At 41.5% G+C, this 15,826-nt stretch carries 8 protein-coding genes; 3 read left to right on the forward strand and 5 right to left on the reverse strand.

From position 1 onward, the window contains the following. Positions 1–4: 4 nt before the first annotated feature. The 5 genes from J3P37_RS00945 to J3P37_RS00965 all read right to left on the reverse strand — a co-directional run bounded on the left by J3P37_RS00945 (position 5) and on the right by J3P37_RS00965 (position 9,834). Positions 5–5,320 carry a helicase HerA domain-containing protein gene (locus tag J3P37_RS00945; RefSeq protein WP_256009109.1) on the reverse strand — a complete coding sequence of 1,772 codons (5,316 nt, stop codon included), beginning with the start codon at positions 5,318–5,320 and terminating at the stop codon, positions 5–7. Continuing rightward, positions 5,320–6,789, reverse strand: coding sequence for a DNA phosphorothioation-dependent restriction protein DptG (dptG, locus tag J3P37_RS00950; RefSeq protein WP_256009110.1), 1,470 nt, complete (start codon positions 6,787–6,789; stop codon positions 5,320–5,322). The genes J3P37_RS00945 and dptG overlap by 1 nt, the downstream gene beginning before the upstream one ends. A 3-nt stretch (positions 6,790–6,792) precedes the next feature. After that, positions 6,793–8,517 (reverse strand): DNA phosphorothioation-dependent restriction protein DptF, encoded by a 1,725-nt coding sequence (gene dptF, locus J3P37_RS00955; protein WP_256009111.1) that lies wholly within the window; start codon positions 8,515–8,517, stop codon positions 6,793–6,795. Positions 8,518–8,763: 246 nt separating this feature from the next. Further along, on the reverse strand, positions 8,764–9,432 hold the full coding sequence (locus J3P37_RS00960; RefSeq protein ID WP_256009112.1) for a hypothetical protein: 669 nt from the start codon (positions 9,430–9,432) through the stop codon (positions 8,764–8,766). Between the two features lie 18 nt (positions 9,433–9,450). Continuing rightward, positions 9,451–9,834, reverse strand: a complete 384-nt coding sequence (locus J3P37_RS00965; RefSeq protein ID WP_256009113.1) for a hypothetical protein — start codon at positions 9,832–9,834, stop codon at positions 9,451–9,453. A gap of 678 nt (positions 9,835–10,512) precedes the next feature. Between J3P37_RS00965 and J3P37_RS00970 the strand changes: the two genes are divergently transcribed. The 3 genes from J3P37_RS00970 (at position 10,513) to J3P37_RS00980 (ending at position 15,824) form a co-directional block, all read left to right on the forward strand. Next, positions 10,513–11,124 (forward strand): hypothetical protein, encoded by a 612-nt coding sequence (locus J3P37_RS00970; RefSeq protein WP_256009114.1) that lies wholly within the window; start codon positions 10,513–10,515, stop codon positions 11,122–11,124. 6 nt (positions 11,125–11,130) lie between these two features. Next, positions 11,131–12,501, forward strand: coding sequence for a TlpA family protein disulfide reductase (locus tag J3P37_RS00975; RefSeq protein WP_256009115.1), 1,371 nt, complete (start codon positions 11,131–11,133; stop codon positions 12,499–12,501). Between the two features lie 65 nt (positions 12,502–12,566). Continuing rightward, positions 12,567–15,824, forward strand: coding sequence for a SusC/RagA family TonB-linked outer membrane protein (locus tag J3P37_RS00980; protein ID WP_256009116.1), 3,258 nt, complete (start codon positions 12,567–12,569; stop codon positions 15,822–15,824). The last annotated feature ends 2 nt before the right edge of the window (positions 15,825–15,826 follow it).

Genomic DNA, 15,826 nt, shown 5'->3' on the forward strand with positions numbered 1-15,826 from the left:
AGTACTATATTGTCGTTAAATCCTCCTTGCAAAGTTCCCAGAATGCTTTGTCTTTTATTTTAATTGGAGGGCTTCCTGCAAGATTAACAATGCTATAATGCTTGTCTAAACTTTTAATCACTCCTGTTAAAGCGTCCCTATCATTTCTGTTCGGTAAATCAAATAATGTGGCAATTTCCTTGTCTTTAATCTCATTCACTCTATGGATGATCCAAGTAAGAATATAGTTAGAATACTCATTTTCTGCAGTTATAAAATGATTTAAAAATTGAGTTGACAAAATAGTTCCCACACCATACTCTCTTCCTTCTTTTAATATCTTTCTGAGTGATTCAAAATCTTTACTTAAGAAATTGTCCGCCTCGTCTACAAGGACAATTTTATTAATTTGTCTTAAGTCACCATCAATCTTGCTATGCCCGTGGATCTGCATTTGAGAATAGAATTGATCAAGCGTAATGGCAACTATTAAGTTTTGCAAATCCGTGCTGTACCCATTTAAATTAATTATTGTTACGCCATCTATAAGTTCAAATAATGGCTTTGTTTTTGCTCCATCTGCCTCGAAAATTTCATAATCATAAATCTCGGTTAGCGCGGCGTGCAAGCTATCTATTTTCGGATTTTCACTATCTAGATAAATTTCACATACTTCATTAATGGTTGGCGCTGTTCTTACCCAGGTTTGGGGTTCATCTTTTATAATACCAGCATTGGCATAAGCTTGCATGATAATGCCTCTTAATGCTGTCTTTTGTATATTTCCTAAAGTAAAGGCTTTTGAAATTGTCTCTTGTAATGTCCTAGTCGTATGTAAAGGCAGCAGTGGTTTAGGCGTCTTCCCAATAGCTAAGGCAAGGGGATTATACGGTAATTTATGTAATTCGTAGATATTCGCGTTTGTAGCATTCACAAAGTCGTCTTTAATGTAATCTCCCTTGTAATCAAAGATTAGAATGCCAAGCTTTTTTGAATCGACATTTTGATGAGTATTCTTTATTAATTGAGTAATAAGAGACTTTGTGAATTGAGTTTTTCCTGTTCCCATAGTACCTATGATTCCAGTGTTCATATGCATAACCTTATTAGTTGAAGTTGGAAACCACTCGATAGGCTTGCCATTGCTAGCTTGGCTTCCAAACAATACTTTTAAGGGAGAAGTTAAATAGGTTTGTAGAGGGTCTTCTACATTTTCTTTTGTAAGGACTTCTTCACCAGGAATATCCTCGATGTCTGAAGGATATTCATTCTTTACCTCAATTTCATCCTCCCGCTCTAAAGCAAGAAGAAAGTCAGTGTCTTCAAGGATGTTTCGGACAATCGAAGTAGCATATTTATGCTCCAAAAGGTCATTAATAGTGATGCCAATTGCATTCTGATCAGAATATCGCAATTTCAACTTCTCAACGGACTGCACCAAATCATTTAATCCGTCAGACTCAAACAAGTTTATTTGTAAGTAATTCTCTCTAAAGGCTATATCTCGCTTGCCGTAAGATGAATTCTCTTTAAATGATAGCACACCGAAATTTCCGATATAAGAATTTAAGGTCCCAATAGAAAATGAATCATTTAAAAGCTTGCCTCGCCACTGTTCAATATCTTCCCACCTAGATGAGTAATCCGGCCAAACATTATAAAGTGCCAATTTTTGCGCTGCAGTTAAAATCAGTTTTGAGAAATAGTTTCTGTAGATCTTTCCGCTTAAGCCTGGTTGGCAAAGAGTTTTTATTATTAACTCAAAAGAATTTTTCCCCTGAATAACCCCTTTCTTAATAGTCTTAGACGCGTTATTCCCAATCTTTACTTCAACTGGGTAGAAATATAACTGTAGAACCCCTTCGATTTCTTCAAGACCAACCATTAGTAAATCGTCGCTAAACTGCCCAGTCTTATTTAGATTCTTCACTGAAAACAACCCTGACTTTTGTTTCAATCCAGCTCCCCCAGTCACCCTAAGAATTTCTTCTAAAGACAGTACCACCCAAGTTATTTTTGGATGATCAAGAATTGCTAACAACTCTTTTACTGCTGATAGAATGCTTATTTTCTCTTTTTCTACCTTTTCGTAAGGGTTCTGCGATCCAAGCTTCAACAGCCAATAACCGTTTATTGCATTGAACATATCAATAATAGGCTTAATTGCACCATCAATGTTCTCGACTTTCGATTTCAGATAGTCTTTAAGAATGTATTCGTACTGCTCCCACTTACTTGTGACCGTTATAGAATCAAAACCACTAGATGTACTGTACTGATCTGTGTAGTGTATTATAACAACATCTTTATCACTTTTGAAAAAGCTTAAATCAACACGAGGATTAATAAAAGTAACCCATTGTGAACTTGAGTAAACCTCCTGCAAGTTTTGCTTGACTTTACTGTTTATTACTGAGGCAAAAGCATAATGATCTTTATAAATTTGTGAGGTTCCTTCTATATGGGCGAGAGAATTAAGCTTTCTAGACAGTTGCAGCAAAATATCCCCATCAAATTCCTCTAAGTATTTAATGCCAAAGCCTGTGCGGTAATTTCCTTGACTATAAATAGACGGCAGGTCAGATAAAATACCTCCTAGTGATACCCCAGACGCTATTTCGCTAGTGTTGTTATCGGATTTCTCCACATCACTTTCGTCAAATTGATGGAAAGTAATATGAGCATATTCATATTTTGTTTCATTTATACTTGAGTCAGTTTTAAGGAAAAACTGAACTTTTTCATGATAAAGTTTCAAGAAGTCCTCAACTTCAAGTTTTCCCCGCAACTGCTCCAGGTTTATGCCAAACTCGTTTTTAATGATTTCGGCACTTTCGAATTTAGAAAATTGCTCAAAGCAAGTAACGAAACTTTCTGAGCCATAAATGTTGATGGAAATTGGGAAAACGTCATTCGGATTCTTAGAGTTATTTGAAAGTTCTTTTGTAGCCGAACTAAAATATTCAAAAATCCCCTGCAGAGTTTCTCTCCCGTCTCCAATATTAATTAAGTTTAAGCGTATTGGAGCATTTTTTTCAATGTATAAGAATGAGAAGTGTTTCACAAACTCCCTGATTTTAGAAGACATCATCTCAGGGACATTTTTTCGATTTATCGACTGACCTTCAACCGTAGCATTAACATAATACAACCATTCGGGAGATTGATCTTGATCAATGCCTATAAAATACTCTTTCTCGCCACCTCCATCATTTATAAAAGGTAGGAGATTGATAGGGGAAAATTTCTTTGCAAGCTCTCCGTTTTCATTATTCCAAAATTGTTCGTCTAAGGAATCTAATAATGTTAATTGGTATGCTACTAAAAGTGGATGTAAGGGGGAAAGTTTTAGCCGCTCTAAATTTCCTTGTTCCCTAATTGTGCCAATCCGTAACAGAGACTTTTCGGCTCTTGAAAGGGAGCCATTTTGTTCTATGTTGTTAAGATGAAATAGATAAATTTTTATATATTTCCGATATAACGTCCTGAGTTCTCCAGCAACATAGATAGTACTAGGTAAAATTCTATAACTTCCTTTAATTGTCGACCGGAAATAGGAAATGATATTTTTATATGCCTCATCTAAGTCGGGAGGTAAAATACCTGTTCTATCTTCTAGCTTTCCATGTCCAGTTATGACAATCTCAGAATATCCTAGATCAATTATTTCTTCTTCTAATCTTAGATTTTCCCTGAAATCTCCAGTCGGGAAATAGACTGTATTAAAATGCTCGAGAGTAATAATTTCTCTATCAGGACGCTTTTCATCTGTCCTTTTAAGGTAATAGAAGGATTTTTTATTTATATTCTTTTTACTCCATACAGTTTGCCCCCCTATTGGCGCAGGTTTAATGCCAGACATTACGAATCTGGCAAAGATTGAAGCTGACTTGTAATTTAGGGTAAAAGGAAGGGATAGGCTGTCCGTTACATCGACTTCTCCTAATTGGAGCTTTAAAGATTGCTCTGAAGATAACTCATAGGCATTACTTGGATAGAATAAAAATGGCTCCGTTTCTAATCCATCCTCATTGAAGAGTAAATAATCATCAGAATAAAACTCGATTCCAAATTTGCCACTTTGCTGAATCTGAACTATATACTTTGTTTTGACGGGTCTTAAAATAGTCTCTTCGAAAGGTACTACAAGAACTTTAAAAACGTAAGTGTTTGTTTTACCGTCCTTCTTTTCTGTGTATCCAAGCCTATAGGTGTTGAAGTTAGTCGGAGTCTGTATTGGAAGTGTGATATGTAGCGACTTAGACTCTTCTTCAATAGTTGCTAAAACTGGCCCCGAGAAAGCATCAAGGGAAGGTCTCTTTTTAAATTTTAAATCAACTGAAAGTTCATGTTGTAACTTAGGATTAAAAATGATAATATTTCGAATTTTCGCTTTGCTCGCACTGTTCCCTTCTTCTTTATCCCAGATAATATTTTCTTCACTAGTGACTTCGTCAGTATTAGGTATATACTCATTAAACTTAATATTGTCTCTATTTTCTTCATACTTTAATATTTGATCAAAAGATACATTTTGCCAGTTTTCTCTATCTGAAAGGGCTTTTTGACCACTTTTATCAAAATGTCTTTCTAGGTAATCATCCAAAGTTCCTAGTTCCTCGTTCTGAGAAATCTCCGAAAAGTACTTGCGATTTTTAAGAACCCTTTGCCGTATTTCTCTCTTTGGTAGTTCTTCATTGTGAACTTTTTCATCAAAAAATACACCTAGCAGGTTATAATCTTCTTTAACCAATTTTTTAGTTATTAAAATAACTAAGTATTTTTTCAGATCGAAAACATTTGAGTTTTCAATTTGGTAGTCACTCGATTCTGATTTTATCAGTTCTCGCAGAAATTCTTTTTGAGTTGAGGTAAACTCAGGCTCTTTTGAAAACTCTGCAATAATGTTTTTACTAACCGTTTCATAGTGCAAAGGCATATCCCTACTGGCTAGGCTCTCTGCTCCTTTGTTTATACTTTCAAGTTCAGATGAGTGAATAAAAAAAATGGCAGAATTACTCTCGAACTGTGATACCTTTTGAAAATTATTCCTAAGACCGGTAAGTAGGTCTTCGTTATTATGGCTAGCAATAATAACTTTTGTGTTTTTTATTTTTAGTGCATAGGTATCATAATCATTATATAGATAGGAGATAACTTCAATACCTTCGTCTTTGTACGCCGCTTCAGCAAAGGTTTTTAAACAACTATATAATTGATGGACATCTGATTCCCTCTCAAACCTTATTTGATACTTACTCCCATCTTTCAGAGTGCCGGCTGTGAAAAAATCTAATATCAATTTAGATAAATAGAAATATAATCTGTTCTCTTGTTCCATTACCTATTATATAAGCGAGTTACATATTGGGCATCCCCGCTGTCGCTCTTTTTTTCTAAAATGTTTATTTTCTCAAAGAAATTTACTACTTCTCTTTTGGATTGATTATCAAGTAATATTCCTCTTCTTTCTAGTTGTAGCCATAAGTGACTCGTCAATATCTTGTCTTTTCCTGAACTCATTATACTCATTTCAGTAAAAAGAAGAAGTCCCTCTTTATCTAATTTTAAGGTCCCTCCAAGACTACCTCTCGATTTATAGTAATTTAATTTGACGAACTCTTTATACCAAGCATTGAAAGAGCGATATGCTGCTCTCCTAGTGTAGGATTTCTCGAATTGATATTTTATCATCGAGTACAGCTTATGTATTAAAGAAGTGGAGTGGTAATAGGAATAAGTTTTCCCTTCAGGTATTTTATATTTGGCATCGAAATCGGACCAGTCTGTGTCTTTAATGCTGTCTCGATACCTGTTAATAATTTTATTGACAACTACAGTTAATCCCTTTTCTGATTCTTCATCCATTTGCTGAATGTCAGTCAGAATTTCGCTATAAGTAAAACATTTCTTTAGAAACCGGCCCTCAGATGATTGAATTGTATGTAATAACTCCAAACAATTCGCATGGGCAAACATAGGTTCAACTAACTTTTCCAGCTTTCGCCATCCATTATCAATCGCCAACCTTGATTTAGATAGCTTTTCCCAATCAAGGGAAAAATAGAATAAACCAGGTCTGGGATTATCACTAAATAAATTGCTCAACTGGGCTATCAACTTTAATATGTACTGGAAATAATAGAACTTTATAAGAGTAGAAACCTTCTCAGTAAATAAGGCTTTGTTTTGGATCAAATTACTTAGGTCTTCTTTAAAAAGATCTCGGATTTCCTTCACTAAGGGGCCTTCGTAATATCCATTTCTATTATAAGTTGATACTCCTTTATTTGTAATGTTTTTAAACTTATCCAGAACAAGTTGATACAAGATGTTATTTGGAGCATTATCAGATATCGTATTTTCTATTATTTTCTCAACCTCATCATCTATTAACAAATTGCAAATAAAGTTTTCTAAGTTTTTTAGCTTCGCATTTGGCCATTGAAATCCCAAATGCGGTAAAACCTGAAATGAGAATAAGATTAAATGTTCATTTTTATCAAAAAGTAATTCCGCAATAATGTCTTCAAGGTCTTCCTTATTCGGTCCAGCATCTACTTCGTCTACAATTAGTTGGATCAATTGATCTTTAGGCAACAAAGAGGTTTGCTCCATTCCAAGACATGAGCGATGAAACTTTCCCGAAATGCCGTAAAAATTGATTAGGTCTAAAGATGACTCTGGAAGTTCTTTTAATTCGGTTGCAAATGGAAATAGTTTAATTAAATTACCTTTATTATGCTGGAACCCCTTTTTTGAGCCATCGAAAGAGGATGAATAGTCTTGTTCGTCTATTGAAAAAAGCATTTTCTAATTAGTTGTGAATTCGTATCCAAAAGCATTTTTAAAAGAAAGCTGATATCTCTTTCTTATACTTCCATTAATTTTTTCAATATTAATGCTCTTTACGTCTTTTGATGCCTCAGAAATGATAGTATCTACAAACTTCTGAAAGTCAATGTGTTCATCTCTATCAAACTTGTTTGGGTGATATCCATGTACTACTTTCTTCAGCAGCTTATATAAATTAAAATCCAATGTGAATGAATTATTTACTGATCCTGCAGTAATGTCGACAATTATTGAGGTGTCAAAGTCATACAATTCTTTGCATTCCCTCGAAGCTAATACTTTGATGGAGGTAGGAGAAATCAGGATGTTTTGGCTAATATTATAGCTCAATTGATGTTTCCCTATTGGGACTGTAATTTCATTCTCAGACCGTGCGTTTCCATTCCATGTATGAATGGCCTTAATAGCTATTTTGTATAAAGTCTTTAATGTCGAAACGTTACCAGTGTGGTATGCATATAAGTACCGAGCGTAGGCATAAAAATCTTCCAAGTCGAGGTTAAACTCATTAAGATTGTTCATATAAAGAGATCTAACGAAAGTTTTCACTAACTCCCGTTTTTCTGCTGAATCAAAACTATCACTACGCCAAACATTAAGATCTATGTTTTGAGACTTAAAATAACTAATTGTATATTCCGAAGAACTTAATTGAAAAATGAGGTTGTCAAGTTTTTCACTCCGTAAACTAAGTGGATCCAACTTCTTTATCGCGGATAGCAGGGAGGAGCGTCCCTCCGAGTCAAACAACTTGTTATAAAGTGAGTGCTTCAGTGAAAAATAAAAGTCGCTATAGTCTTTTAAGGACTTAAGACTCTCGCTCGATTGTTGTTGATAAGGATAGGGTACAATTATGTCGTAAATAAAGTTGAGCAAGTCCCTTATTGAAACTATTAATTTAAATTTAACAATTGCGTATATAATCAAATTTATCAGAGCTTTCTGTACATCTTTTTTAGAAAGCTGTAGGTAATTGAACCTGATAACGCAATTGTCTCTATAAGGATGATCTGAGTAAAAATCGTTAAATGCTTTGTAGAAAGGATTGCTGTTGTCCAATTCTGTGATTTTTTCAAACAAAGTTTCTAGCAAGGTCGAGGCGGCTCCCTCTTTGTTTAAGCTAAATAGCTTGTAGTCAGCTAAATTGATAAATTGAAAAAAACTTTCTTCGTAGTAATGATGGGCCACCGCTCGGTTTTCTAATATTCCCTTGGCTCTTACAAACAATGAAAGCTGGCTAAAGGAGACCGATGTTTCATTTAAAAACCTAGATAATACACCCAAATTGATTGCAACAATTTTGGTGACCTTTGAGGAGTTTTTCATCTGCAACGCATCATCACTGAAGGGCTTTAAAAAATCCTCCAGCTCCTCAATCCAACTCTTACTGACATAATTACTTTCAGTGGCGTCATTTCTAACTAATACTGAACCCATTAGGTCTGCATACTTGTTGAACAACTTTGCTAACATGTGAGATTTCCCATCGCCCACGTTTCCAGAGATCAGAATCAATCTAGGTTGCTCACTTTTGACTGAAGAGATGACAATGCTCTCTAGTACCAGATCTACAGGTCGGTCAACATGTAGATAATTTTTAAAATCATCGAAACTATTATGAGTTCCATCAACAACCGCTTCTCGTGAGGAAATACTCAACTTATCAAGTAACTCTTTAAACATCAAGGAGAACTATTTTTAAGAGCCAAGTTAGCTATAATAAAGACATCTAGAATAAGGTTTAAAACTGTATCATCCCGCCTTTCCCTTAAAAAACCCTTAGAAGAAATTTAGAGCTAAAAAGCAGCGTCTAAAGTACAAAAGAAAAATGAGAACATGAGTTTTGCTAATGATGAAATGAAAATGATTTACACTTATAGTTTGAATAGTGCTGGTTCAGAAATTTAGGCCTGCTTTTCTAAGCCTCAGTTACACTAGATCAAGAGGTTTGAAATAATAACACCCATCTTTGATTTCTTGAACTAACAGCGCTTTTCGCTTTCCCTTTATCTGCCTAATCAGTATCGATAAGCTTTTTTGAAGATCAATAGGAGAGAAGTCCGGAATTGACTTCTTGATTTTAAGATAAATCTGCAGGGCACGACGACGCTCAAAAAAGTAGCCCGTCTCTACAAGATTTAGCACTTCTAAGCGCACATCCTTATTTTCCTTTTTCCGGATTCCTTTTACAATTTTTTTAGTCCAAACTATGGGTTTTGATATTGAGCCATCAATCTTTTCGACTATATGCGAGTAGATAATCTTGTCGTCATAAACTGTTTTTGATGGCTTATGTAATCGAACGGTTTCTCCTGGCGCTATATCATTTGGAAATAAATCCCGGTGGTTGATGTTCAATATCGTTGGAATGACGTCCAGCTGGTCGTTTTTGAATTTGTCTTTTTCCGTGGGGTTAAGCAGGTCAAAGAAGTATTTATTCCGTTTCCCAAGTAAAAAGGAAAATTCCTCATCATCGATACCTGCCTGGGGTAATAACTCAAATACCCGCTTGACAATCTCATAGTCCATTCTGGACATTACTACAAGAGATGTCTTAATACGTTTTTTTTTCTTTTTGGGCGTTGCAGTCTCCGGCATAAGTACTCAATGCCAAATTTATTGTTTTGCCTGATAACCTTCTTCAGTTCGGATGAGTATTTTCTCACTTACCAATATGTTGAGGATGGAGCGAACAGTGTTTGCTTCTTCCTCATTACCGAGTTTTAGGTATCTGAATAAAGTTTCAGCGCTCTTGCATTCTTTGAAATAGTCGGCTTCAATCAATCCTTCCATCACAAGTCTTACATCTGGCTCGTTGCTGAAGTTTATCACTCGTTTTTCTACCTTGGTACCATCGCTTTTTATGGCACCATCGGGTGGCAATAAATCATGGATTTGACAACCTAGGGCTTCGGCGAGATTTGCCCATTCATCAGCAGGATAGATATTTTGTTGGGAGCTATCTTCAATCTTTGAGACATAAGTTTCTCCACGCCTCATATTGATAGATAGCTGCCTTGCTGATAGTCCCTTAATTAGTCTCCTAACTTTGGCTTTGTTAATAATAAATAGTGATAGAGAGGCGATTTTTTCCGGCATTCACGATATTATCACTATCGTATGCTCGGAGTAAATAAATTGTCTACCTAAGAATTTGTGTTTTTGTAATTTATTCGTAAATTAGTAACCGTAAAGTACGGACTAATAAGTGTTTGCTCTGTCTTTACTAGCATTTGACGCTGAATCTTGCTATAGAGAACGTAGGAAATTTTCAATGATGCAAGTTCAGGAGTTCAATGCCCATCCTCTTACCTTTGCAGGGAGAGATGGGCTTGCTCTTGTTCTCATCAATGGCTTCCTACGGCCTTCTATAGGGAATAAAGTAAGTCCCATCTCTTTCTAAGACCAGGACTTCCAGTTCGCATATTCATTGTTCACTTGCATGAAATTTGAACAATGAGAAATATTAAAACATTTAAGTCCTTCCGCTCATTTCCTCGCTGTACTTCTAATCGAGTTCATTTATATGCAAGGACTGAAAAGGAAAGGCTGAAGAACCTCATTTCCGCACCTGAATAATTAAATCCCACCTACTGCATGCTTTTTATTCAGAGCTATAGATAGAATAGATAGCAGTTTTTCGAGACCCATTCAAATTTTACAATTAATCCAAAGCCAATGGATGTCAGATTATGGCTTTCGGGGAAGCTATTGCCTTTTCCGAATGTAGATGAATTAAAGTTAAGAGATCAGAATTATAAGCTTAATCTCCCGAAAGAGCTCTCAGCAATTAGAACTGCTTTAGGGATTATCATAAATATCTTGCTTGTTGTGGCTATTGCCGTAGGCAAGGAGATATCAACTGAGTCGGCGACAGTCCAGAAGATTTCAAAATTTCACTTTTACAAATTAGGAAGTATCTATACTCGGACTACTTTCCAATCCGACACAATCAGCAATGTGGATACTGCCAGCTTCATCCTTGTTCGCACCTCCGGTGCCGATAAGATCCAGGTCGTTGGAGCAATAGCACAGCTCGATTTCGAACCCTTTGGCTGCCGGGTATACAATGGCTCGGTCAGCCAGTTCCTGCAAGGGCTGAAAGCTTCATACCTGAAGGACTCCCGGTTGACCCTGATCGATGGAACCGGTTATACCGGCCAGATCGACCTGCTGCTGGATACTCCCTTAAACACCATCGAAGAACTCAATAAAACTCTGGCTCCTTATGATCTCCGCTTTATCTCCAAAGAGTTGCCCAGAGTCAAATCCACCCCCAAAGAAAACTAAGAAAACATGACACACCCACCTAAGAATACAGAAGCAGAAAGATTCAAAAAGTTCCTGATTATTATCGGCATCCTTCTGCTAATCCTCACTATTGTGCTAATCAGTACCGTAGTCAACGCTCAGCAACAAACGCAGCCCCTAAAGATAGGAGAGAGGCTCCCGGAGATCAGCATCAGCGATATTATCAACCACGAAACCGGAACCATCAACTTAACAGAACAAAAAGGCAAACTGATCATCCTCGATTTCTGGGCGACCGAATGCAGTAGCTCCGCCGAATACCTGCTTACCGTACAAAAGCTCCAGGCAGAGTTTAAAGACAGGGCGCTGATCCTTCCGGTAACTTCACAGCAAGCAGCAACCGTACAAGCTTACCTGCAAGCCAGCCCAAAGCTTTCCGGTTTGAACCAGGCCATCGCTACAGAAGATATCCTGTTAAGGCAATCCTTTCCTTACAAAACCGTCCCGCATATAATCTGGATCGATCAGAAAGGTGTATTCCGCTCGGTCACTTACGCTGAATACCTCAATGCAGCCAATATCAAGGAGGCCTTAACTGGCGGCCCCATGAACTGGCTGCAGAAAGACAGCGAAGCGCCCTACGATTACAACAAACCCCTGGCGGCTATTAAGACACCGGTAACAACAGATAAGCGACACAGCCTGCTAACCGGCTACATCCCCGGAGCCAGCACCCGTTCCGGAACCCAGAAAGACAGCAGCGGCCGGATCACCCGCTTTTATGCGATCAACCATACCCTGCTGCACCTTTATGCTATCGCCTACCAGCGAGGCGGCTTGATCTTTAACCCTTCCCGCAGGATCTTGCAAGTCAAGGATACCGCCGCCCTGGTCTATAGCCCGGGTGCCGGTTACCTGACCGAATGGGAGCGGAAGCACCAGTATAGCTATGAATGCAGTCTTCCCCCCGGAGCTGACCTGAAAGAGGTCTATCCCTGGATGCGCCATGACCTGGATGCGATGACGGGCCTGAAAAGCTCCATAGAAAAACGGAAAGTTAGCTGCCTGGTGCTAAAGATTAAAGATGAAAGCCTGTTTAAATCTAAACCCCAATCTTCGGCCCGAAAACGCTATGTCGCCCTTGGGCCGGAAGAAAAAGCCCCCTTTATGCAAAACGCTCCGCTGGAAAACCTAATACTCGCTCTAAACCGCATTCCCGGTTTTCCGCCGGTACTCGATGAAACCGGTTTTGCCAGCCCGGCTGATCTCCGCTTCAGTAAACCTTTAAGCAACTTAAAATCTCTTCAGCAAGAACTCGAAAAACAAGGCCTGTCGCTTCAAAGCCAGGAGCGGGAGCTGGACCTATTCATCCTGAAAGAACCCACCTTTACCCCCGATACCACCCTCACCCACTGATCAGTAGAAACCATCAAATCATCATCAGGTAAATCAGAAAAATCACAAGAAATCAACCCTCAACAATGAAAACACCCTATGTAGTCCTCTTTACCCTGTTCCTCCTAAACCTTTATCCCAGTCACCTCAACGCTCAAAGGCAGCAGCACACCATCAGCGGCCGCATCCTGTCAAACACCGACCAGGAAGTACTGGCCGGAGCCTCTATTACTGTGCCCGGCACCGGCATCCATACCACCGCGGGTGCCGATGGCGCCTTCCAGCTGTACCTGCCCGCAGACAGCGCCCAAATTCAAATCTCCTATATCGGGTTCAAAACCCTGAAATTACTGGTACACGCAAACACCAGCAGCCCGCTGATTTTAAAGCTTCAGCCCTCCGGCGCCCAGCTGCAGCAGGTCACCGTTTCCACCGGCTACCAGCAACTTCCCCTGGAACGGGTCACCGGCTCCTTTGAAGTGATCGACCAGAAGCTCTATAACCGGCAGGTGAGCACCGATGTGCTCAGCCGGCTGGATGCCATCGCCTCCGGGGTGCTCTTCGACAAAAGGGGAAGTGCCGTTAACCAGAACTTCAGTATCCGCGGTATCAGCAGCCTGGGCAGCAGTACCCAGCGGCAGCCCCTGTATATTGTCGATAACTTCCCCTATGAAGGGGATATCCGCAACCTCAACCCCAATGAGGTGGAGCAGATCACCATCTTAAAAGACGCTGCAGCCTCCTCCATCTGGGGAGCAAGAGCAGGAAACGGGGTAGTGGTGATCACCACCAAAAAAGCAGGTTATAACCAGCCCTTCCGGCTTTCCCTGCAAAGCAATGTCACCATCGGCGAGAAGCCCGATGTGTTCTATGCCCCGCAAATGTCCTCCGCCTCCTTTATCGAGGCAGAGCGCTTTCTCTTTGATAAAGGCTTTTACAACTCGGCCCTGACCAATACTAGGGCAAGGCCGGTGATCTCCCCCGTGGTGGAACTGCTGGCTAAACACCGGGCAGGGCAGCTCAGCGAAGGTGAACTCAATAGTCAGATCGCTGAGCTGGCCAGCTATGATGTACGAAACGACATCAGCAGGTACCTGTACCGCAAGAGCGTAAACCAGCAGTATGCCCTGAACCTGAGCGGGGGAAGCAGCAGCCTGCACTATACCCTTTCGGGCGGATACGACCGGAACCTGCAGAGCCAGCTAAGCAACGACTACCAAAGGACCACCCTGCGCAGCACGGTGATCAGTAAGCCGGTAAAGAAGCTTGAGCTACAGGCCGGGCTCAGCTATACGGCCACCCTGGCGCGTAACTACAATACAGCCATCAATCCCGGTGGAGGCAAGTCAGTGATCTACCCCTATGCCCGCCTGGCCGATGCCGAGGGTAATGCCCTGGCCCTGGAAAAAGACTATCGCCTGTCCTTTGTAGATACGGCAGGCAAGGGCAGACTGCTCGACTGGCATTACCGTCCCCTGGAGGAAGCGGAGCTTGCTGATAATGCCAGCCGGATCCATGACATGGTGCTGAACCTGGGAAGCCGCTACCAGCTCCTTAAAAGCCAGAGAACAGAACTCCATACCGAGCTGCGCTACCAGTACGAGCGTGCAACCACCAGCAGCAGGGAGCATTACAGCAAAGACACTTACTTTGCCCGCGACCTGGTGAACCGCTATACCCAGCTCTCCGCTACTAGCCGTACCACGATCATCCCCGACGGAGGGATCCTGGACCTGGCCGAACAGGTGCTCGATGCCCATGTGGCCCGGGGCCAGATCAACTACTCGGGTCACCTGGGAGGGCAACACCAGCTGGAAGCCCTGGCCGGAGCCGAGATCCGGCAGCGCAGGAGCTATTCCTCCTCGGGCCGCAGCTATGGTTATAATGATAACTTTATGAGCTTTAAGCAGACGGACCTGGTAAATAGTTATCCCATCTATGCTAACCTGTTGGCTAATACCCAGGTACCGGCAAATAATGCCTTTTCCGATGTCACCAGCCGCTTTGTGTCCCTGTTCGGCAATGCCGCGTATACACTAAAGAACCGCTATATCCTTTCGTCCAGCATCCGCAAAGACGCCTCCAACCTGTTGGGAGTAGCCACCAACCAGAGAGGGGTGCCCCTGTGGTCGGCAGGCCTGGCCTGGAACCTTTCCCGCGAAAGCTTTTACACTGGCACCATTCAGGACCTGCTGCCCTTTATTAAGCTGCGGGCCAGCTACGGTTACAGCGGCAATGTCGATAACAGCTTGTCGGCCCTGACCACCATTGCCTACCGGCAGCCCCTGTTCAACTCCTCCACCGGGCTGCCCTATGCCCAGGTGCAGAACCCGCCCAACCCTGAGCTGCGCTGGGAGAAAGTGCGGATGTTCAATGTGGGACTGGACTTTGCAAGTAAGGGCAACCGCCTGCAGGGCAGCCTGGAGCTCTATAACAAGCGGGCCAGCGACCTGCTCAGCCTGGTAGCATCCGATATCACCAGCGGCTTCAGCACCCTGACCCGCAACAGTGCCGCTATGCGCACCCGCGGCGCAGATATCAGCCTGAACACCCTGATCCTTCCCGGAAGGTTCCGCTGGGAAGCTGCTGCCCTGTATTCGTACTCAAAGAACAAGGTGACTAAATACTACAGCAAACCCAGCTCCTTCAGCTTTTATGTAGGGGAGGGCACGGGCATCTCGCCCCTGGAAGGGCAACCTGCCTATAACGTGGTGAGCTACCGCTGGGCAGGGCTGGATCCGGCCACCGGCAATCCCATAGCCTTCCTGAACGGTCAGCCCAGCCAGGACTATACAGCCATCACCGGCAAAACCACCCTGGAGGACCTGGTTTTTCATGGCGATGCGGTGCCCCCGGTGTACGGCTCGCTGCGGCAGAGCTTCAGCTATGGCAATATCAGTTTGTCGTTCAACATCAGTGGAAGGTTTGCCTATTACTTCCGCAGGAGCACGATCAACTATGCCAACCTGATGGTCTCCTGGGTGGGGCATCCCGACTATGATAAACGCTGGCAGCAGCCCGGCGATGAGCTGAATACCACGGTTCCCTCGATGATCTATCCTGCCAATGCGCAGCGGGAAAGGGTGTACAGCCAGAGTGAAGTGACGGTAGAGCGGGGAGATCATATCCGGCTGCAGGATATTAACCTGGGGTATTCGCTAAAGCCAGGCAGCTTTAAAAGGAGTGACCGGAATAAGCTTCCTTTCCGGCAGCTCGATCTGTTTTTGTATGCTAATAACCTGGGTATCCTTTGGCGGAAGAACAAAGCCGGGCTTGATCCGGATTACGGAAACAATATCCCGGCAGCAAAGAGCCTTTCGGCAGGAATACGGGCAAACTTTTAAAG

Origin of the sequence: Desertivirga xinjiangensis (assembly GCF_024436435.1) — a bacterium.
Taxonomy (GTDB): Bacteria; Bacteroidota; Bacteroidia; order Sphingobacteriales; family Sphingobacteriaceae; genus Desertivirga; species Desertivirga xinjiangensis.

Bases quoted from the DNA above. Each gene is read 5' to 3' on its own strand.
- J3P37_RS00975 (WP_256009115.1), top strand. From the start codon at position 11,131: ATGACACACCCACCTAAGAATACAGAAGCAGAAAGATTCAAAAAGTTC.
- J3P37_RS00960 (WP_256009112.1), bottom strand. From the start codon at position 9,432: ATGCCGGAGACTGCAACGCCCAAAAAGAAAAAAAAACGTATTAAGACA.
- dptG (WP_256009110.1), bottom strand. From the start codon at position 6,789: ATGCTTTTTTCAATAGACGAACAAGACTATTCATCCTCTTTCGATGGC.
- J3P37_RS00945 (WP_256009109.1), bottom strand. From the start codon at position 5,320: ATGGAACAAGAGAACAGATTATATTTCTATTTATCTAAATTGATATTA.
- J3P37_RS00970 (WP_256009114.1), top strand. From the start codon at position 10,513: ATGGATGTCAGATTATGGCTTTCGGGGAAGCTATTGCCTTTTCCGAAT.
- dptF (WP_256009111.1), bottom strand. From the start codon at position 8,517: ATGTTTAAAGAGTTACTTGATAAGTTGAGTATTTCCTCACGAGAAGCG.
- J3P37_RS00965 (WP_256009113.1), bottom strand. From the start codon at position 9,834: ATGAGGCGTGGAGAAACTTATGTCTCAAAGATTGAAGATAGCTCCCAA.
- J3P37_RS00980 (WP_256009116.1), top strand. From the start codon at position 12,567: ATGAAAACACCCTATGTAGTCCTCTTTACCCTGTTCCTCCTAAACCTT.